Origin of the sequence: Natrarchaeobius oligotrophus (genome assembly GCF_003841465.1) — an archaeon.
GTDB classification, from domain to species: Archaea; Halobacteriota; Halobacteria; order Halobacteriales; family Natrialbaceae; genus Natrarchaeobius; species Natrarchaeobius oligotrophus.
Window position 1 is genome coordinate 22,872 of sequence record NZ_REFZ01000004.1, and the last position, 17,434, is coordinate 40,305.

Annotated in this window: 18 protein-coding genes and 1 tRNA gene; 13 read left to right on the forward strand and 6 right to left on the reverse strand. The window is 67.5% G+C overall.

The genetic code is table 11. The features are described from left to right. Nucleotide 1 precedes the first annotated feature (1 nt). Nucleotides 2-1,408 (forward strand): CobW family GTP-binding protein, encoded by a 1,407-nt coding sequence (locus EA472_RS06820; RefSeq protein ID WP_124190769.1) that lies wholly within the window; start codon nucleotides 2-4, stop codon nucleotides 1,406-1,408. A gap of 78 nt (nucleotides 1,409-1,486) precedes the next feature. Here EA472_RS06820 and EA472_RS06825 read toward each other — a convergent pair whose 3' ends face one another. Then, nucleotides 1,487-2,974, reverse strand: coding sequence for a DUF6498-containing protein (locus EA472_RS06825; RefSeq protein ID WP_124190770.1), 1,488 nt, complete (start codon nucleotides 2,972-2,974; stop codon nucleotides 1,487-1,489). A 104-nt stretch (nucleotides 2,975-3,078) separates the two neighbouring features. Here EA472_RS06825 and EA472_RS06830 point away from each other — a divergent pair, with 104 nt between their 5' ends. The 5 genes from EA472_RS06830 (at nucleotide 3,079) to EA472_RS06850 (ending at nucleotide 6,733) form a co-directional block, all read left to right on the forward strand. Continuing rightward, on the forward strand, nucleotides 3,079-3,666 hold the full coding sequence (locus EA472_RS06830) for a MogA/MoaB family molybdenum cofactor biosynthesis protein (protein WP_124190771.1): 588 nt from the start codon (nucleotides 3,079-3,081) through the stop codon (nucleotides 3,664-3,666). Nucleotides 3,667-3,779: 113 nt separating this feature from the next. Then, on the forward strand, nucleotides 3,780-4,400 hold the full coding sequence (locus tag EA472_RS06835; RefSeq protein WP_124190772.1) for a hypothetical protein: 621 nt from the start codon (nucleotides 3,780-3,782) through the stop codon (nucleotides 4,398-4,400). 118 nt (nucleotides 4,401-4,518) lie between these two features. After that, nucleotides 4,519-5,448 carry a replication factor A gene (locus EA472_RS06840; RefSeq protein WP_124190773.1) on the forward strand — a complete coding sequence of 310 codons (930 nt, stop codon included), beginning with the start codon at nucleotides 4,519-4,521 and terminating at the stop codon, nucleotides 5,446-5,448. Between the two features lies 1 nt (nucleotide 5,449). Continuing rightward, nucleotides 5,450-6,085: an RPA family protein gene (locus EA472_RS06845; RefSeq protein WP_124190774.1), complete on the forward strand. Its 636-nt coding sequence runs from the start codon at nucleotides 5,450-5,452 to the stop codon at nucleotides 6,083-6,085. A gap of 150 nt (nucleotides 6,086-6,235) precedes the next feature. Beyond that, complete coding sequence (locus EA472_RS06850) at nucleotides 6,236-6,733, forward strand: VOC family protein (protein WP_124190775.1); 498 nt, start codon at nucleotides 6,236-6,238, stop codon at nucleotides 6,731-6,733. 37 nt (nucleotides 6,734-6,770) lie between these two features. On the opposite strand, the gene EA472_RS06855 is transcribed toward EA472_RS06850, so the two are convergent. Together EA472_RS06855 and EA472_RS06860 are read right to left on the reverse strand one after the other, a co-directional pair. Next, nucleotides 6,771-7,439 (reverse strand): alpha/beta hydrolase, encoded by a 669-nt coding sequence (locus EA472_RS06855; protein ID WP_124190776.1) that lies wholly within the window; start codon nucleotides 7,437-7,439, stop codon nucleotides 6,771-6,773. After that, nucleotides 7,436-8,557, reverse strand: coding sequence for a VOC family protein (locus EA472_RS06860; protein ID WP_124190777.1), 1,122 nt, complete (start codon nucleotides 8,555-8,557; stop codon nucleotides 7,436-7,438). The genes EA472_RS06855 and EA472_RS06860 overlap by 4 nt, the downstream gene beginning before the upstream one ends. Before the next feature lie 127 nt (nucleotides 8,558-8,684). Here EA472_RS06860 and EA472_RS06865 point away from each other — a divergent pair, with 127 nt between their 5' ends. Next, a complete protein-coding gene (locus EA472_RS06865) occupies nucleotides 8,685-9,092 on the forward strand; it encodes a ribbon-helix-helix protein, CopG family (protein WP_124190778.1) in 408 nt (135 codons plus the stop codon). 51 nt (nucleotides 9,093-9,143) lie between these two features. On the opposite strand, the gene EA472_RS06870 is transcribed toward EA472_RS06865, so the two are convergent. After that, the gene (locus tag EA472_RS06870; RefSeq protein ID WP_124190779.1) at nucleotides 9,144-9,599 is read right to left on the reverse strand and encodes a DUF5814 domain-containing protein; all 456 of its coding nucleotides are present in this window, start codon (nucleotides 9,597-9,599) and stop codon (nucleotides 9,144-9,146) included. Between the two features lie 164 nt (nucleotides 9,600-9,763). On the opposite strand from EA472_RS06870, the gene EA472_RS06875 reads away from it, so the two are divergent. After that, nucleotides 9,764-9,835: transfer RNA gene (locus EA472_RS06875), tRNA-His, on the forward strand. A gap of 485 nt (nucleotides 9,836-10,320) precedes the next feature. Here the strand turns inward: EA472_RS06875 and EA472_RS06880 are convergent. Next, nucleotides 10,321-11,580, reverse strand: a complete 1,260-nt coding sequence (locus EA472_RS06880; protein ID WP_124191047.1) for an AI-2E family transporter — start codon at nucleotides 11,578-11,580, stop codon at nucleotides 10,321-10,323. A 119-nt stretch (nucleotides 11,581-11,699) separates the two neighbouring features. On the opposite strand from EA472_RS06880, the gene EA472_RS06885 reads away from it, so the two are divergent. Further along, nucleotides 11,700-12,842: an MBL fold metallo-hydrolase gene (locus tag EA472_RS06885; RefSeq protein WP_124190780.1), complete on the forward strand. Its 1,143-nt coding sequence runs from the start codon at nucleotides 11,700-11,702 to the stop codon at nucleotides 12,840-12,842. 18 nt (nucleotides 12,843-12,860) lie between these two features. On the opposite strand, the gene EA472_RS06890 is transcribed toward EA472_RS06885, so the two are convergent. Then, nucleotides 12,861-13,181, reverse strand: coding sequence for a nuclear transport factor 2 family protein (locus EA472_RS06890; RefSeq protein WP_124190781.1), 321 nt, complete (start codon nucleotides 13,179-13,181; stop codon nucleotides 12,861-12,863). A gap of 169 nt (nucleotides 13,182-13,350) precedes the next feature. Here EA472_RS06890 and EA472_RS06895 point away from each other — a divergent pair, with 169 nt between their 5' ends. The 4 genes from EA472_RS06895 (at nucleotide 13,351) to EA472_RS06910 (ending at nucleotide 17,277) form a co-directional block, all read left to right on the forward strand. Then, nucleotides 13,351-15,189: a Rieske 2Fe-2S domain-containing protein gene (locus EA472_RS06895; protein ID WP_124190782.1), complete on the forward strand. Its 1,839-nt coding sequence runs from the start codon at nucleotides 13,351-13,353 to the stop codon at nucleotides 15,187-15,189. A gap of 125 nt (nucleotides 15,190-15,314) precedes the next feature. Then, nucleotides 15,315-15,818 (forward strand): DUF367 family protein, encoded by a 504-nt coding sequence (locus EA472_RS06900; RefSeq protein ID WP_124190783.1) that lies wholly within the window; start codon nucleotides 15,315-15,317, stop codon nucleotides 15,816-15,818. 194 nt (nucleotides 15,819-16,012) lie between these two features. Next, nucleotides 16,013-16,162 (forward strand): 50S ribosomal protein L40e, encoded by a 150-nt coding sequence (locus EA472_RS06905; protein ID WP_124190784.1) that lies wholly within the window; start codon nucleotides 16,013-16,015, stop codon nucleotides 16,160-16,162. 182 nt (nucleotides 16,163-16,344) lie between these two features. Then, nucleotides 16,345-17,277 carry a mechanosensitive ion channel family protein gene (locus EA472_RS06910; protein ID WP_124190785.1) on the forward strand — a complete coding sequence of 311 codons (933 nt, stop codon included), beginning with the start codon at nucleotides 16,345-16,347 and terminating at the stop codon, nucleotides 17,275-17,277. The last annotated feature ends 157 nt before the right edge of the window (nucleotides 17,278-17,434 follow it).

Consider the following 17,434-nt stretch of genomic DNA (forward strand, 5'->3'; position numbering starts at 1 on the left):
AATGGCGACTTCGGTAACGATCCTCTGTGGCGAACTCGGCGCTGGGAAGACGACGCTGCTCTCGGGGCTCCTCGAGTCGGCCGACCGCGACGTCGCGGTCGTCGTCAACGACGTCGGCGCGATCAACGTCGACGCCGACCTCGTCGAGGCGCGGACGCACCTCGAGACCGGCGACGAGGTCGTCGCCCTCGAGAACGGCTGCATCTGCTGTAGCCTCGGCGGCGAACTCTCGCGATCGGTCGTCCGCCTCGGGCGCGAGCGCGACTTCGACCACCTCGTGATCGAGGCCTCCGGCGTCGGCGAACCCGAGCCGATCGCCCGCCAGTTCGTCCGCGGCCCCGCCGCGGGCGCGTACGACCTCGAGGCCGTCGTCACGGTCGTCGACGCGCGCCGATTTCACGACCGGTTCGCCGACGTCGGTTCCGTCGGCGAGCCCCCCACGATCGAGGGCGCGGACGAGACCGGGACGCGCCCGCTCGCCGATCTCGTCCTGGCGCAGGTCGAGTTCTGCGACCTCCTGGTCGTCAACAAGTGCGATCTCGTCGACGTCGACGAACGCGACCGCGTCGTCGCGCTGCTCGAGACGATTCAGCCGCGCGCCGAGATCGTGACGACCGAGTACGGCGCGCTCGAGTCCGACGACCTGCTCGGCACGCAGCGATTCGATCTCGAGGCCGCGACGGACGCCGCGGGCTGGAAGCGCGCGCTCGAGGACGAGGGCGGCACCGACCGTGGTGACGACGGCCACGACGACCACGATCACGCGCACAGCCACGACGACCACGATCACGCGCACAGCCACGACGACCACGATCACGCGCACAGCCACGACGACCACGATCACGCGCACAGCCACGACGACCACGATCACGCGCACAGCCACGACGACCACGATCGCGAGCACAACGACCACGGCCACGAGCACAGCCACGATCACGCGCACCCACCCGAGCGGTACGGCATCACCGTCGACAGCTACTGCCGCCGCCGGCCGTTTCACCCCGGACGACTCGCCGCGCTTCTCGCCGACCTTCCCCCGGAACTCGTGCGTTCGAAGGGGCTGTGCTGGATCGCCGGACGAGAGCGCCAGGCGATCACGATGAGTCACGCCGGAAGGGAAACGAGCCTCGAGGTGACCGGCCGATGGATCGCCAGCCTTCCCGAACAGCGACGCGAGCGCTACCGACGGGGACAGCCCGACCTCGAGTGGGACGAACAGTGGGGCGACCGCGAGAGTCGACTGGCGCTGATCGGCCGCGATCTCGACGTCGACGCGCTCGTCGACCGCCTCGACGACTGCCTGCTCACCGACGCGGAGATGGACGCCGACTGGTCGACGTTCGAGAACGACGCGCCGACGGCGATGGGCGAATCGATCGTCATTTCCGACGAAGGCGGACCGAGCTAGCTCGAGCGGGAACGGCTCACGATTCGCGACGCTCGCCGGATCGCCCTGGAGCGGACCGGCACACTGTGGTCCTGGCCGTCACTGCGACTCGGGGTCCGGATACGCCCGTCGCCAGAGCCCGTGCAGGACGGGCGCGGCGAACGGGAGCCCGAAGAAAACGTACGGCACCGCGGCCAGCAGCGGCCACGGACCGACCGCGAACGCGACGGCGACGACGACCACGCCGACGACGGGGACGATCGCGAGCGCAGCGATCCGTCGATCCATCGGTTTCAGCTCGAGCTCTGCCGTTCGCACCGGCAGGTCCAGCGCCTCGACGAACGCGTCGGCGTCCCCGACGGGACCGAGCGCTCGCGTCGACTCGTCGTCGCCCCACCCCGTCCGCGCCTCGAGCGTTCGCGCGTCGAACACCCGGTCAGGGAACCGATCGAAGACGAGGGTGACGTCGCGGATCTCGTGGAGCGGGACGATCCACTGGATTTCGTCGACCCAGGCATCGTACGCGACGAGGCGGTCGCCGTACCGGCGGTACTCGAGCGGGGCGTACTCGAGGACGTGTTCGGCCACCTTGATCGCCAGAAACGTCGCGAGTACCGCGAACGCGAGGAGGGCGCTCCCGACCAGCAGTGCGACCGCGAACCACCCGCCGTCGCCGTTTCCGCCGAGAACGGCGAGGATGACGACCCACGCGAGGAGCACGATGCCCACGTAAAACGGAGCCGGTTTCACCAGCGTGTGCAGGACGCCGGTGAGAACCACCGTCCGCGTGTGCGTCGGGACTCGGGCGTCCGGTTCCGAGCTCGGATCGAAGTCGTCGTCCGGCGGCCGCGGCGGATCGGAACGCTCGTCCGCACCCTCCGGTCCGGCGAGCCATCCGGTGAGTCGCCCGCCATCGCCCCGGGTCGCGCGAAACGCCGACCAGTCGACGAGCAGTTTGACGGCGACGAACGCGGCGAGGACGACCGCCCCGCTCGTCTCCGCGACGACGAGCAAGACGAAAATCAGGAAAAACGCCTGCCGCGCCGGGGCCTCGACGACCGCGTACGGCGAGGTCGTCTCGTAGCGCCCGCTCCGAAGGTAGTCGCGCCAGGTCTCTACACCCTGACCCGCGATCAACGCAGCGACGCCGAGCCAGACTTCCGGCCGCGCGAGCGCCTCGTGAACGGCGACCTGCGCCAGGGCGGCCACGACGAAGAGCGTCGTCCACACGCTCGCGAAGAGTACCGCGCCGACGAACGGCAGGTTTCGCGGGTAGACCGGCGGGAGCCACGACACCAGTTCGACGCTCCCGCGTTTTCGCGCGAGGTCGGTGTTTCCGACGGCGAGCACGCTCGAGTCACCCCCGTCATCTTCCAGATCCTCGACCCGCGGCGGTCGGCCCGCGAACGGCGTCTTCGCCGCGGCGAGCGGGAAGGCGAGCAGCACCTCGAGCGCGTAGATCGCGACCAGCGTCGTCGGCTCCCAGCCGTACGCGAGTACGCCGACGAGCGGCACCAGATTGGCGAGGAGGATCGGCGCGAACGCCGCGGTCGACGGCGCTCGAGCACGAGCACGTGACGGGGACATCGTCGTCGACACCACTGGAATCGGACACGATAAGGGTACTGAACGATGGCCGTCCCGAAGCTGTCCCACACTATCTTATCACACTCGAGCCCACACGTGATCACATGGCAACCGATCGAGACGAGCGACGCGGCACCGACCACCACGGCCACGACATCATCGACCCGCTCTACGTCGGGATCGTGACGGTCTCGAGCTCGCGCGCGGACGAGACGGATCCAGACGATCCCGGCGGCGACACGATCCAGGAGTGCTTCGAGGACGAGGGCCACGAGGTTCGCGAGCGGCTACTGGTTCGGGACGACTACTCGTCGATTCGCACGGCGGTGCGGGGGCTCGTCGCGCGTCGCGATATCGACGTCGTCGTCACGACCGGCGGGACGGGCGTCACGGCCGACGACGTCTCCCCCGACGCGACGTCGTCGCTGTTCGAGCGCGACCTGCCGGGTTTCGGCGAACGCTTTCGCGCGCTCTCGTGGGAGGAGATCGGCACGCGGGCGATCGCCTCGCGTGCGACCGCCGGCATCGCCGTCGACACGCCGGTGTTTTGCATCCCGGGCAGTACGGGCGCGTGTCAGACCGCCTGCGAACAGCTGATCGTCCCCGAAGCGCCACACCTCGCGGGGCTGGCGACGCGCCACCGCGCCGGCGCGACGAACCAGTCGCTGTCGGCCTACGGCGACGAGGAGTGAGCGGACGGACGAAACCGGACGAACCGACCAACGGGCGCGAGAAGTGAGCGGACGGACGCAGACGAGGCGGCGAGAACGATACGTCTGAGTGCCTGCGGTTCCAATCCCGACCGATGCCCGACTGCGACTACTGCGACGCGTCGTTCACCGACGAGGGGGCGTACCTGGATCACCTGGCGAGCGAGCACGCCGACGATCTCGGACGGATCGACCGCCGCCGCGTCGAACAGCGAGGGTCGCTCGAGAGCGACGGCGGTGGTAGTCCGATCGTCCTGTACGGGCTCGCGCTCTCGTTCGGGCTGATCGTGATCGGCGCGGTCGGCTACGTCGTGGTCGCCGGACTCGGAGACGAGGGGTACGTCCACGAACACGGCCAGCTCACCGTCGAAGTCGACGGCGAGGTGATCGACTTCGAACAGCCCCAGTACTACCAGGAGGAGCTGGGCGGGACGTTCCACTTCCACCCCGGTGACGGGAACACCTGGCACATGCACCCCGACCGCGTCGACCTCGAGTCGGCGATGGCCGACGTCGAGATGCCGATAACGGAGTCGTCGATCACCATCCACGGCGAGACCTTCGACGACGACGATCCGGAAACGGCGGTCGAGATCACGATCAACGGCGCCGAGGCCGACCTCGGCGACGAACTTCACGACGGCGATCACGTTCGCGTAACGGTCGAAACCGAAGGCGGCGACGGCTTACCGGAGGCCGCGTCGGGCGGCGACTGACCGCGACCGTTCGCGGTCGTCCGCCGGTTCACTTTCGCTCCGGTGGCGGCAGTTTAAATAGTGGTGGGAGCGAACGGACGTATGCCTCCCAGTGAAACGAAAGCGGAGGCGTGAGACAATGAGCGACGTACCACAGCACGCAGCGGACATACACGAGCAGTTTTCGGATCACATCGACGTCGCGGTCGAAGACGTCGAAGAGCGCCTGACCACACTCGTCGACGAGTACAAGGTACCCATGGACGAGGCGCGCCGGAGCGTCACCAATCACTACCTCGACGAGGCGGGTCTCGAGCGCGAGGACATCTCGAGCGGCGGCAGCGAGGCCGTCAACGTCGAGGACGTCGACGAACCCGAACAGTGGATCGACCTCACGGCGAAGGTCATCGAACTCTGGGACCCGCGAAGCGACGCCGTCGCCCAGGTCGGCCTGCTGGGCGATCCGACGGGAACGATCAAGTTCACGAAGTGGGCGAAATCCGACCTGCCCGCGCTCGAGGAAGGCGGCGTCTACGACCTCCGGAACGTGGTCACCGACGAGTACCAGGGTCGGTACTCGGTCAAACTGAACAGCACCACGGTCATCGAGGAACTCGACGAGGAGATCGAGGTCGGCGACGACACGAGCGAGATCGAGGGCGCGCTCGTCGACATGCAAAGCGGCAGCGGACTCATCAAGCGCTGTCCGAAAGAGGACTGCACCCGCGTCCTCCAGAACGGCCGGTGTTCCGAACACGGCGAGGTCGAGGGAGAGTTCGACCTCCGGATCAAAGCGGTCGTCGACGACGGCATCGACGCCCACGAGGTCATCTTCGATAAGGAGGCCACCGAGGATCTCACGGGCCTCTCGCTCGAGGAGGCCAAAGATATGGCCATGGACGCGCTCGACACCACCGTCGTGGCCGACGAGATCGCCGACGACGTCGTTGGCACCTACTACCGCATCGAGGGACCGACGTTCGGCCGGTACGTGCTGGCCGACGACGTCGAGGAACTGGACGGGCCGGCCGATGCCGAAGCCCTGCTGATCAAAGCGAGGTCGATGTGATATGAGTCAGGCCGAACTCACGCGCGAAGTCGCTCGCCGCGTCTTCGCCTCCGAATTCAACGATTCGACGTACGCGTTCAAAGAGAGCGACGACGAACGCGCACCGAACTACGCGCTCCTTCCGACCGGCGACCGCGCCAATCGCGTCTTCGTCGTCGGCACCCTCACGGAAACCGAGGACGTCGGCGAAGACAGCGAGTACTGGCGCGGACGCGTCGTCGACCCGACGGGGACGTTCTTCGTCTACGCGGGCCAGTACCAGCCCGAAGCCGCCTCGGTTCTACGGGACACCGAGCCGCCGGCGTACGTCGCGGTCGTCGGGAAACCCCGGACCTACGAGACCGACGACGGCACCGTCAACGTCTCGCTTCGACCCGAGTCCATCTCGGTCGTCGACGCGGCCACCCGCGACCGCTGGGTCGTCGAAACCGCCGAACGAACCGTAGAGCGCATCGAGGCGTTCGAGGAGTGGGAGGCCGAACAGGAGGCTCCCGAAAGCGGTTCGACCGCCCCGACGAACGAGTACGCCCAGATGGCCCGCGAGCGATACGACTCGCCGGTCGTCAACTACCGCAACGACGTCATCGCCGCACTCGAGGGACTCGAGGAAGCCGAGGACGCACAGGCGACGCCGTAAGTCGCGACCACCCTGTCGACACACCACACGCGCTGACTTTTTTGACGGCTGCTCGCCGCCGAGCCGACGCTTCGTCGGAACGTGGCGATCGCTCGACGCACGGAGACTGCCGGCACAGTCGGTAGGTGCCTCGATGCCGACGTCTCGAGCGTGACCGAAACTGCCGACGACTCCGAAACCGACGCGACCAGCGGAACCGACGACGACCGCCCCCACCTCGTCGGCACCAACCACGTCGCGCTCGAGGTCGGTGACGTCGACGCGGCACTCGAGTTCTACGGATCGCTGTTCGCGTTCGACCTGCGCGGCCGTTCCGAGACGAAGGCGTTCGTCGACATGGGCGACCAGTTCGTCGCGCTCGCCGAGACCGACGGGGCCGGCGAGACGGTCGACGACGCACGCCACGTCGGCCTCGTCGTCGACGACGCGAGCGTCGCCGAGGACCGTCTCGAGACTGTGGACGTCGATCGACTCGACGTGCCGGGCCTCGAGTTTCGCGATCCGTGGGGGAACCGAATCCAGCTCGTCGAGTACCGCGAGATCCAGTTCACCAAAGCCGACCACGTGCGCTCGGGGATGGGACTCGACCTCGAGAAGTCCGAGGTGGCGCTGGACGAACTCGCGGAGAAGGGACTGGCACCGGAGTGACCGATCGGACGTCCAGATCGTCGAACAGCGACACGAATTACGCCGACAACGCGCGATCGATCATCGCACCGATCGCCGCGAACTCGTCGTCGGTCACCTCGTGGCCGACGTCGGGGAAGATCCGTTCGTCGACGTCCGCGTTCGCTCGGTCGAACGCCCGGGCGGTCTCGGCGACGCGCTCGGGATCGATCCGCCGGTCGTCCGCGCCGCAGCCGATCACCGCGGGCGTGCGCTCGAGGTCGCCGTCGATCGATCGATCGTCCTCGTCGGCTCCTGGAAGGTGACCCGAGAGCAGGAAGACGCCGCCGTATCGCCGCGGCGTTCGGCGGACGAACTCGGCGACGACGCAGGCTCCCTGGGAGAAGCCGCCGAGCAGGGTTCGCTCCGGCGGAACGTCGACCGCGCGTGCGGCCTCGAGCGCCGCGGCGACGCAGCCGACGCTCGAGGAGAGCCAGGGCTCGTTCTCCGCTCGCGGCGCGGTCGGCGGCCGACGGAACCAGGCGTTTCGCGTCGCCTGCGGGGCCAGGACGGCGACGCCGTGGCGGTAGACCGGCTCGAACAGGTTGATCACCCCCTGTGCCGTCGCACCGCGGCCGTGACAGAGGACGACGGCGACGTCGGCGGCTCGAGCCGGCGCACCGGCGGTGAGCAACGGCTGGTCGGCGTGCGGACCCGAAACCGAGGTCGGTCGGCGGGGAGGGGTCACGGCTCGTCAGCGTGGTCCACCGGAGCGCCGGTCGCGTCGGCTGGCACCGAAAGCGTCGGCAGCTGGCTCTCGATCAGCGCGCGGTCGCGTTCGAACCGGTCGGGAAGGTACAGTTTGCTGGTGGTCGGGCGGGAATCCGAACGCGCGTCGTCTCCGAGCTCGTCGGTTCCGCGAACGGTCGCGACGACGTCGTTCGCCTCGGTCGCGAGTTCGAACAGGATTCCGCCCGGCTCTCTGACGTACAGCGAGTGAAAGAAGTGGCGGTCCTTCACGCGGGAGACGTCGTAGCCGCGGTCGTCGAAGAGATCGCGCCACTCGGCGAGCGCTTCCTCCTCGGGGACGCGAACAGCGACGTGGTGGATTGTTCCCGGCCCCTCGCGACCGAACGACGCGTCACGATCGAGGACGTCGACGACCGCGCCGATCGATCCCGACGCGCGGTAGCGGACGCGTCCCTCCCGTTCGGCCTCGTAGGAGAAGCCGAGCGTCTCGAACGTTCCCGCCGTCGCGTACGGGTTGACCGAGAGCACGGAAACGCCGTGTAGGCCGCGAATCGCCGCGTCGTCGGGGACGGGTCCGTCCAGCGCAGCGAGGCGACCGGGTCCGTCGCTCGAGTCCGCCGCTTCGGGTTCGTCGGCGCTGTTCGCCGTCGCGGGGGAGGTGGCCGACGCGTTCGATCTCGACGATTCGGACGGGTCGATCCCCGTCGAGGATTCGAGCGACGTCGCGACGAGTTCGAGCCGACTGCCGGCGGGATCGGTGAACCGAAGTGCGCGCTCGTCGAACCGCTCGAGAGGACCCTCGACGTCGACGCCGCGGGCCGCGAGTCGGTCGCGCCAGTACTCGAGGACGCCGCTCGGAACGGCGAACGAAACCGATTCTGGCTGCGGTGGCCCGACTCGACCGGGATCGGCGTGCGGATCGGGAAAGACGGTGAACACCGTCCCCGGCGCTCCCGTCGCGTCGCCGAAGTAGAGGTGGTGCTGAAGGAGGTCCTCGAAGTTTACGGTCCGAGCGACCAGCCGGAGGCCCAGCGTGCCGACGTAGAAGTCGACGGCTTCCTGGGCGTCGCCGACGATCCCCGTGACGTGGTGAAACCCCGGCGTGTCGGTGAGCATCGACGAGGGATTCGGCCTCGAGCGAGATAGGTTGCGGGGTCAGTCCCGTCGGACGGACGGACGGTCATCGGACGAAACCGGTCGTCTGACGAACTGTTAAGTGGAACGAACGGTTACTGGGGGACGAATGGGCAACAAGAACAAGACGATCTCGTTTCGGGTGAACGAGGACGCGTTCGCGGCGCTCCAGGACATCGCCGAGGAGCGCGACATCTCGCTGTCGGCGGTGTTTCGCGACTACGTCGACCAGCTCGTCGAACACGACGGTCAGGTCAGCGTGGTGCCCGACGCCGAACTCGAGGCGACGGCGACCGGCGAGGGGAACGAACTCGCGTTCCCGCCGACCGTGCAGGTGCCAAAGAGCTTCATCCGCGAACACGAGCGCCTGGAACTCGAGGCCGACCACCTCCGGGAGCAACTCGACGAGTACAAGGCCTACGTGAACGACCTCCAGGACCGACTCGAGGACGAGGAAAACGAGGTCCTCCTGCTCGACGACCTGGACGGCGAGGACGAGTCCTACCAGCTCCGGTAGGCGATCCCGAGCGCCGTCGAGAGGTGGGATACAGCGGGGCCGTTTCGTCGACTACTTCGCGAGATTCCGTTTCTCGCGTCGGATCTCGTCGGCCTTCTCGCCAGCGCCGTCGACGCGGGCGAGTCCCTCGGCCGCCTCGAGCGTCCGAACGCCGTCGTCCAGAAACGAGAGGACGTCGCCGGCATAGGCGTAGACCATGTAGTCGTCGGACATCACGTCCACGATCGCGTCCGGTCCGAGTCCCTGAGCGCGAAGCTCGAGTAAGTACCGCATGAACTTGCGCTCCGGACAGCCACAGTAGGGATTGTCGTCACAGCCGCAATCGAGGAAGTCGCTCGCGAAGTCGAGGACGCGCTCGCGGGTCGCGTCGTCGAGTTTCTCGAGACCCTCGCCCTGAAAGAGGATATCCAGCGTCGCCCCCTTGAACGCCCCCTTCGGGATGTTCGTCTCGAGCTGGGAGCTGAGCTGTCGGTGATTTTTGACGTAGATCTTGTCGGTGATGGCCACGCGTTGACCGGCGGTACGGCGTCCCGACCGAAAAGCGTCCCGGTCGCGTTCCGACGGCGACGGCCGTGAACGCCGCCGAAACCGAGGGAGGGCGTCTCACACCGTTCGTGCTCGAGTCGTAACGTATTTCAGGTCGACCGCTCGTATCTCAACCTGTAGGCGTGTCCGGGTTGGGGTAGTGGTTATCCTTCAGCCTTGTGGAGGCTGAGACGCGGGTTCGATTCTCGCACCCGGACTTTTTCGCGACGAACGAAGTGAGGAGCGGAAAAGCCGGAAGGCGAGAATCGAAGTCTGAGAGAGGCAGCCCGCGAACGGAGTGAGCCGGAACCTCTCTCTTCGGTTCGATTCTCGCACCCGGACGTTTTCGCGACGACCATCGAAAGGAGCACAACAGCCGGAAGGGGGCTACTGCGTCACAGGCCGTGATGAATCGAGTCCGGTGTGACGAATTTCAGATGGTTGGGGAACTCGAGAGGCCGTCCTTTAAGTGCTTCTCGTCCTAAGATCATGCTATAGCAGGGAGTCGTTCTCCGAAATACCTCGCTCGGTAGTTCCATCTGGCGTCGTTTCGACGGGCGGTATGTTCTTCGAGTGGATTCCGTGCTCGTCCATTGCTTCGATTTTCGAAGTATTGGACGAAACGCCTGCAGACGTCGCTATGATCGAAATTAGCTCGAGGAACGGTCACGGATCGAGCGATCCGTCCGCCGAGTCGTCGCGCTCACTCGCGTTTCGACGTCGAGCCGCCGTCGGCGAGCGGATCGTCGTCCGCGGGCGGCCGAGTACGGTCGCTCGTCGGCGACCGCTCCGTCCCGTCCGGCGACTGCTCGCCGGGCGGGTGCTGCTCGAGTCCGCTCCCGGCGGAGTGGGCGACCGCGTTCGTCGTCAGCCGTTCGGCCCCCTCGGAGGCGGAGTAGTCGCGAGCGCCGGCGTCGGCGCCGAGGAGGCGCGGAAGCGCGGTGTCGGCGAACGTCAGCCCGAGGACGAGGATGATCGGGGCGAGAAAGAGCCCGTAGAAGCCGAAGACGATCGGACCGAAGATGTACGCGAGCATCAACAGGCCGACGTGGGTCCGCTTGCCGCTCAGGTACGGCCGGAGCACGAGGTCGGGAATCGTATCGACGACGACGATGGCCAGAACGAGAAAGCCGACGAGGTAGACCAGCGCCGAGTACTGGCCCTCGAGGACGAGCGGCAGGGACGCGGCGGCGACGAGCGGAACGTAGACGATCTTCATGCCGACGACCGGAATCAGGCTCGCGACGCCGGTGAGCGCGCCGGCCAGGGCCGGATACGGCACCTCGACGGCCGACGGCACCGCCGCGTTGTACCCCATGAACGTGATGATCGCGATCAGGGAGATGAGGATCACGTTCAGCAGGTTGCCGAACAGAACCGCCTCGAGTTCTTCGTCCGCGGCCTCGAGGTACTCGCGGACGATGGCGTCGTCGTCGAACCGAAGCAGCCACTCGTGGACCGTCGAGCCGTCGATCAGGAGGTAGTACGTCACGACGACGACGATCAGCGCGTTCAGCAGAAAACTCGAGACGAGGCCGGTCAGGACGTCCGCGTTGGCGAGCGCGAAGTCGAGGAAGGGATCGAACGTGCCGGCCTGGTAGGCACCCGCGAGCCCCTGGATGGTCAGTTCGGGCGGATTCTCGAGGGTCTCGACCCAGCCGACGTCCTCGGGGAGCATCTCGGCGACGGGATACTCGGCGACGAAGTTTCGCACCTCGACGACGAGCAGCGCGACCGTGTAGCTGGCGAGGGCGAGAAACGGAACCACGAGAAACGAGATGACGAGCATGGCCCGCACCGTGGCAGGGAGGCGAAGTCGCTCGAGCGACTTGTAGAATCGTCGCGTCGAGTAGTAGAGGAAAACGGCGACGGTGAGCGCCGCGATAAATCGGTAGGCCACGTAGGCGGTGACGACGGCGACCGCGACGCCGAACAGCGCGACCATCGTCCGTTTCTCGTCCATATCTGTCAATCGAGTATCTCGAGGACGAGCAGATAAATCGACCGATCGCTCGCGACCGTCGAACCCGCCCGTCCGTAGCCCGCAGATGCTTTAGGTCGGCCGCGACCGTACGTTCCCGTATGGTCACCACACTTTCCGCCGATCGGCTCGCACAACTGCAGGACGAGGGCGCCGAGTTCGCGCTCGTCGACACGCGCCCCGAAGAGAGCTTCGAGGCCTGGCACGTCGCCGGGGCGATTCACTTCCCGTTCGGTCCCGAGGAGGAGCTGGACGGCCGCCTCGAGGAGTTTCGAGACGCCGTCGACGGCGCCGACCGCGTGATCACGATCTGTGCGAAGGGGCTGTCGTCGGGCACCCTCGCGACGCAACTCGAGTCGGCGACCGACGAGTTCGAAGTCGAAACCGTCGACAGCGGGATGAAAGGCTGGAGCGGCGTCTACGACCGCGTCGAGATCGACGTCGGCGACGACGCGACGATCCTCCAGATCCAGCGCCGCGCGAAGGGATGTCTGGGCTACGTCGTCGGCTGTGCGGTGACCGGCGAGGCTGTCGTCGTCGATCCGACCGCCGACGTCGACGAGTTCGAGGTTGCGGCGGCCGAGGCCGACCTCTCGATCGTCGGGGTGATCGACACGCACGTCCACGCAGACCACGTCTCGGGCGGTCGCGACCTCGCCTCGAGCCTCGATGTTCCGTACTACCTCGGCGCTCGCGCGGACGACCGCGACGTCGAGTACGAGTACACGCCGCTCGAGCGAAACGACGTGCTGGACGTCGGCCAGCGGGAACTCAAGGCGGTCTACGCGCCAGGTCACACGAGCGAGATGATCAACGTCCTCGTCGACGACCGCGCGCTGTTGACCGCCGACACGCTGCACGTCGACTCGACCGGGCGGACGGAGCTCGAGTTCGGTCAGGACGACGGGGAACGGGGCGCGCGGCTGCTCTACGAGACGCTTCACCGGACCCTCCTCGCGGAGCCCGAGGGGATCGTCGTGCTCCCGGGCCACGTCACCGTCACCGCGGACGGCGAGTTCGCCCACGGCGCACCCGGCGAGGCGATCGCGACGACGATCGGCGAGGCGCGAACCGGGATCGACCTCCTCGACCTCGACGAGGAGGCGTTCGTCGATCGAATGGCCGACGCCGGCGAGAAACCCGCGAACTACGAGGAGATCATCGACCGCAACCGCGGCGCGCTCGAGCTATCCCCCGAGGATCGCGTCGAACTCGAGCTGGGTCCGAACAACTGCTCGGCCTGAGGGCGAACGCCTCGCGGTTCACCGCGAGTACGTCTCGAGTTCGGTGATGCGCCCGGTCTCGAGTTCGAAGAAGTCGGCGAACTCGAATAGCTCCCGTCCGGAGTCGAGGAGGCGGCCGCGGGCGGCCACGGTGTCCCCGCCGTCGACGACCGCCACCAGCTCGTGGGTCGTCTCCGGGTTCGGCCGCTCGTCGCGCATGAACCGGACGAACGACTCGCGGCTCTCGAACGTTCGATCCGGCCGGCGCTGGACGAACCCGGGCGCGAGGATTTCCTCGAGCACGTCGTAGTCGTGGTCGTCGAGCGCGTCGTAGTATCGTCGGACGGAATCCCGGCTCATGCCGGTACGTTTCGTCCCGATCGACAAAAGGGTGGACGCCCGAATCCGTCGGTCACACCCCCCGAAGCGTCTCACGTTCCGCACAGGAACTCCCGTCCCAGCGTCTCACGGACCGTACAAAAATAGCCTTCAGGGAACGCTTACACCCGTGCACGTCCAACGGTACCGCATGGCAACGTCGGACGACTTTCACGCCGCCGTCTCGATCGCGGAACTCGAGAACGAAGGGCGAAAGCTGGTGACCGTTGACGGAACGCCGATCGCCGTCTTCGCCCACGAAGGCGACGTTCGCGCCGTGAACAACCGGTGTCCGCACATGGGCTTTCCGCTCGTCGAGGGGACCGTCGACGACGGCATCCTGACCTGTCACTGGCACCACGCGCGGTTCGAACTCTCCTGTGGCGATACGTTCGATCCGTGGGCCGACGACGTCGCGACGTACCCCGTCGAGGTTCGTGACGGGACGGTCTACGTCGACCCGAACCCGCCCCGCGAAGCCTCGCCCGAGGAGTACTGGGCCGACCGCCTGGAGACGGGACTCGAGGAGAACCTGCGGCTCGTGATCGCCAAGTCGACCATCGGACTACTCGACGCCGGCGTCGACTACCGCGAGCCGGTGGCGACGACGCTCGCGTTCGGAACCCGGTACCGGGAGTCGGGGTGGGGCTCCGGGCTGACGATCCTCGGCTGTCTGGCGAACGTCTTCGACTCGCTCGAGTCCGAGGACCGAAAGCGAGCGCTCTACACCGGCGTCCGTCACGTCGCCGCCGACGTCGCGGGCGAGCCGCCGAACTTCGACCAGCAGTCGTTCTCGACCGACGAGGTCGCGTTCGACCGCCTGAAGACGTGGTTTCGCGACTGCGTCGAGGTGCGGGACGCCGACGGCGCGCAGCGGTGTCTCCGGACCGCGGTCGCCACCGGGCGCTCGAGGAGCGAACTCGCCGAACTGGTGTTCGCCGCCGCCACCGACCACCCCTACCTGTCGACCGGACACGTGCTGGATTTCGCCAACAAGGCGTTCGAAACGCTCGAGCACGCGAAGAGCGAGTCGGAAACTCGGGCGCACACTGGAACCGCGCTCGCGAGCCTGATCGAGCCGCTCGTGACCGCCGATCGCAGCGACGAGCGCTCGTCGTGGCGACAGCCGGTCGACCTCGTCGCGCTGCTCGAGGACGCCTACGGCGGCGACGTCACCGAGACGAGCGGGCTCGAGGCGCTCGCGGCGGGCGGGACGGACGAACTGTGGACGCCGCCCGCGGGCCTCCAGGAGACGCTCCTCGGGGACGACCCCGAGGAACTCGTCGACGCGCTCGCGGAGGCAGTCGACGCCGGGGCACCGACCGGGGCGCTGGCCGACGAGGTCGTCCACGCGGCGGCGACGCGCGTCGCCCAGTTCGGCACCGCCAACGAGTTCGGCGACTGGAACACCGTCCACCACACGTTCACCTACGCCAACGCGGTCCGTGAGGCGACCCGCCGCACGGACGCGGTCGAACTCTACCGCGGCGTCTTCGACGCCGCCCTCAACGTCTACCTCGATCGATTCCTCAACACGCCGCCCGCGCCGATTCCCGAACCCGGCGAGCACGACGGCGGCGATACCGAGGCGATTCTCGCGGACTTGCTCGAGACGTTCGACGTCAAGGGAGCGGTGAACGAAGCCGGCCGGCTCGTCTCCGCGTACTTCGACGGCGGCGGCGACCCCGCCGCGCTGAAGCGGACGCTCGGCCGCGGTCTCCTCCGCGAGGACGCCGGCTTTCACACCGTCCAGAACCTCGAGGCGGCGTTCCGCCAGTTCGACCGGCTCGAGGAACGTCGGCGCGCCCTCGAAGAACGCGCGAACGAAAGCGCCGTGGAGGACGAACTGGACCTCGAGCGACGACGTCGCGTGCCGCTGATCGCGACGGCACGGTACATGGCCGCTCACTTTCCGACGCGACGCGAGGCCGACCAGACGTTCACCATCGCCGCACGGCTCAATCGCGGCGAGGCGATTCACGAGGAGTGACGCCGGCGGCTCGAGAACGTACAACGCGGGGCGGTCCGCTCCGCGTTTCTCCCGGCCACGCCTGCGACGCGTTTCTCCCGGTCTCGTCCGCGACGCTTTTCTCCCGACCGCGCGTACCGCAGGACGTGGAGTGTCACGTCTACTACGAGGGCGACGACGACCCCGACAAGTGCACCGCGCGTCGCCTCGAGAAGTTCGACGAGGCGATCCTCTACCGGTCGATGGACCAGGTTCCGTACGGGATCGTGCTGAACCCTCACGCCGAGCGCGCGCTCTCGCCGGCCGACCGCGAGGACGGACTCGGCACGGTCGTCGCGCTCGATTGCTCCTGGGAGTCCGCCGAGGCCGCGTCGTTTCGGATGAACGGCGTCCACCGCGCGCTCCCCTTTCTCGTCGCCGCGAACCCGGTCAACTTCGGCCGGCCGTTCCGGCTGACCACCGCCGAAGCGCTCGCCGGCGCACTCTCCATCCTCGGCGAACCCGATCGCGCCGCCGAACTCCTCGAGCCGTTTCGCTGGGGCGAGACGTTCCTCGAACTCAACGCGGAGCCGCTGCGGCGGTACGGCGAGTGCGCCGACTCGAGCGAGGTCGTCGCCGTCCAGGACGACTACCTGGCCGACGAGGAGTGAAGGCGATCATCCGGCTGCGGAAACGGCGAGCCGACTCCCCTGTCGCAGAGATGGCGAGATAGTGCCGGCCACAGGAACCGCGAGACGGTATCGGCTGCAGAGATGCGGGTAGTAACCGGTCGGACGGACAGGCGACGCTCGAGACGTGGCTCGCGGATCACAGCGGTTAAATGCGCGTCCGCCCAACGGCCGACATGGCAAGTTTCGACGCCGCGGAAAAACGGACGCTCGAGAAGATGATCTGCATGCGCTGTAACGCTCGTAATCCCAAGCGCGCCGACACCTGCCGCAAGTGCGGCTACGGCAACCTCCGCCCGAAGGCGAAGGAAGCCCGCGCGGCCTGATCGGGCCGACGACCGGCTCGAGTCCTCGACCGTTTACGAGCGTCGTTTTCTCGATTCAGAACCGTTTTAGCGTCGCTTTCACCCCTTTCTCTCGACTCGCCTCGATGTGCTGGTCGACGTGACCGTCCGCTTGCGTGGACGATCCAGTTAATTTATCTGTGATTCGGGACGCGATATCGAATATGTCGGAACAGACGACAGCACGACGTATCGAGTTCGTGAACGAACTGGCGGGTGCGCCGGCGCGCTCGGGAGAGCTGGCCGACGCGACGAGCCGACCGCTTGTCGTCGACGCCATCCGGAGCGACGTCGAAGCGGGCCTCGTCGAGGCGGTGACGTTTCTGCCGCCGCTGCTCGTGGCGGCGTTCGTCGTCGTCGTCGCGTTCGTTCTCGGGGACAGGCTCGAGCCGATCGTCCGCCGCGGCGGCCGGCGAATCGACCTGGACGAGACGGTTCGGGAGACGCCGTTCGGCGCGGTGCTCTCGGAGGACTCCGAGGTCGTCTCCCGGGGCGTCGGCCTGTTCGCGAAGTACTATCTCGTGGCCATCGCGATCTTCGGCGTCGCGCAGTGGCTCGGCCTCGAGTTCGTCTCCGGACTGCTCGAGAGCGCCCTCGCGTACGTCCCGCCGCTGGTCGGCGGCCTGCTGATCCTCGGCGTCGGCTTCGTCGTCGCCGACTACGTCGCCGACGCGGTGGAGCGATCGGACGCAGCTCGGAACACCGGTTTCGCGGCGACCGTCGCCGCCGGCACGAAGGCGGTCCTCTACTTCGTCGTCGTCGTCGTCGGCCTCGAGACGATGGGCGTCAACGTCGCGATCCTCTACACGTTCGCCCAGGCGTTCGCGTTCGCCGCCGGTCTCGCGGCCGCACTGGCGGTCGGCATCGCGTTCGGACTCGGCGGCAAAGATCACGTCGCCGAGCGCCTCGAGGAGTGGCTCGAGTCGACGCCGGACGACGACCCCGACCGAGCTGTGGCAGACGCCGACGACTCCGATCCGGACGCGGGCGGAGACGCGGATACCGGCGGAGACGCGGACGTCGCCGACGAGACGGACGGCGACCGCGACGAACCAGCCGTCGTCGGCGCGGGCGCGGACGCCGGCACCGAGGACTGAACGACCCACCGTTTCTCGCTCGAGCGCCGTCTCGGACCCACCGTTTTCCCGCTCGGGTCGACTTCGTCGACCACTCGCGGCAACAATCCGTCCGGCGAGAGCTCCGCTCTCGCTGACCGTGCTTCGCTTCGCTCAGCACGAGACCAAAAAAGCCGCT

Bases quoted from the DNA above. Each gene is read 5' to 3' on its own strand.
- EA472_RS06830 (WP_124190771.1), top strand. From the start codon at position 3,079: ATGGCAACCGATCGAGACGAGCGACGCGGCACCGACCACCACGGCCAC.
- EA472_RS06835 (WP_124190772.1), top strand. From the start codon at position 3,780: ATGCCCGACTGCGACTACTGCGACGCGTCGTTCACCGACGAGGGGGCG.
- EA472_RS06880 (WP_124191047.1), bottom strand. From the start codon at position 11,580: ATGGACGAGAAACGGACGATGGTCGCGCTGTTCGGCGTCGCGGTCGCC.
- EA472_RS06905 (WP_124190784.1), top strand. From the start codon at position 16,013: ATGGCAAGTTTCGACGCCGCGGAAAAACGGACGCTCGAGAAGATGATC.
- EA472_RS06890 (WP_124190781.1), bottom strand. From the start codon at position 13,181: ATGAGCCGGGATTCCGTCCGACGATACTACGACGCGCTCGACGACCAC.
- EA472_RS06820 (WP_124190769.1), top strand. From the start codon at position 2: ATGGCGACTTCGGTAACGATCCTCTGTGGCGAACTCGGCGCTGGGAAG.
- EA472_RS06910 (WP_124190785.1), top strand. From the start codon at position 16,345: ATGTCGGAACAGACGACAGCACGACGTATCGAGTTCGTGAACGAACTG.
- EA472_RS06860 (WP_124190777.1), bottom strand. From the start codon at position 8,557: ATGCTCACCGACACGCCGGGGTTTCACCACGTCACGGGGATCGTCGGC.
- EA472_RS06825 (WP_124190770.1), bottom strand. From the start codon at position 2,974: ATGTCCCCGTCACGTGCTCGTGCTCGAGCGCCGTCGACCGCGGCGTTC.
- EA472_RS06840 (WP_124190773.1), top strand. From the start codon at position 4,519: ATGAGCGACGTACCACAGCACGCAGCGGACATACACGAGCAGTTTTCG.
- EA472_RS06845 (WP_124190774.1), top strand. From the start codon at position 5,450: ATGAGTCAGGCCGAACTCACGCGCGAAGTCGCTCGCCGCGTCTTCGCC.
- EA472_RS06865 (WP_124190778.1), top strand. From the start codon at position 8,685: ATGGGCAACAAGAACAAGACGATCTCGTTTCGGGTGAACGAGGACGCG.
- EA472_RS06895 (WP_124190782.1), top strand. From the start codon at position 13,351: ATGGCAACGTCGGACGACTTTCACGCCGCCGTCTCGATCGCGGAACTC.
- EA472_RS06885 (WP_124190780.1), top strand. From the start codon at position 11,700: ATGGTCACCACACTTTCCGCCGATCGGCTCGCACAACTGCAGGACGAG.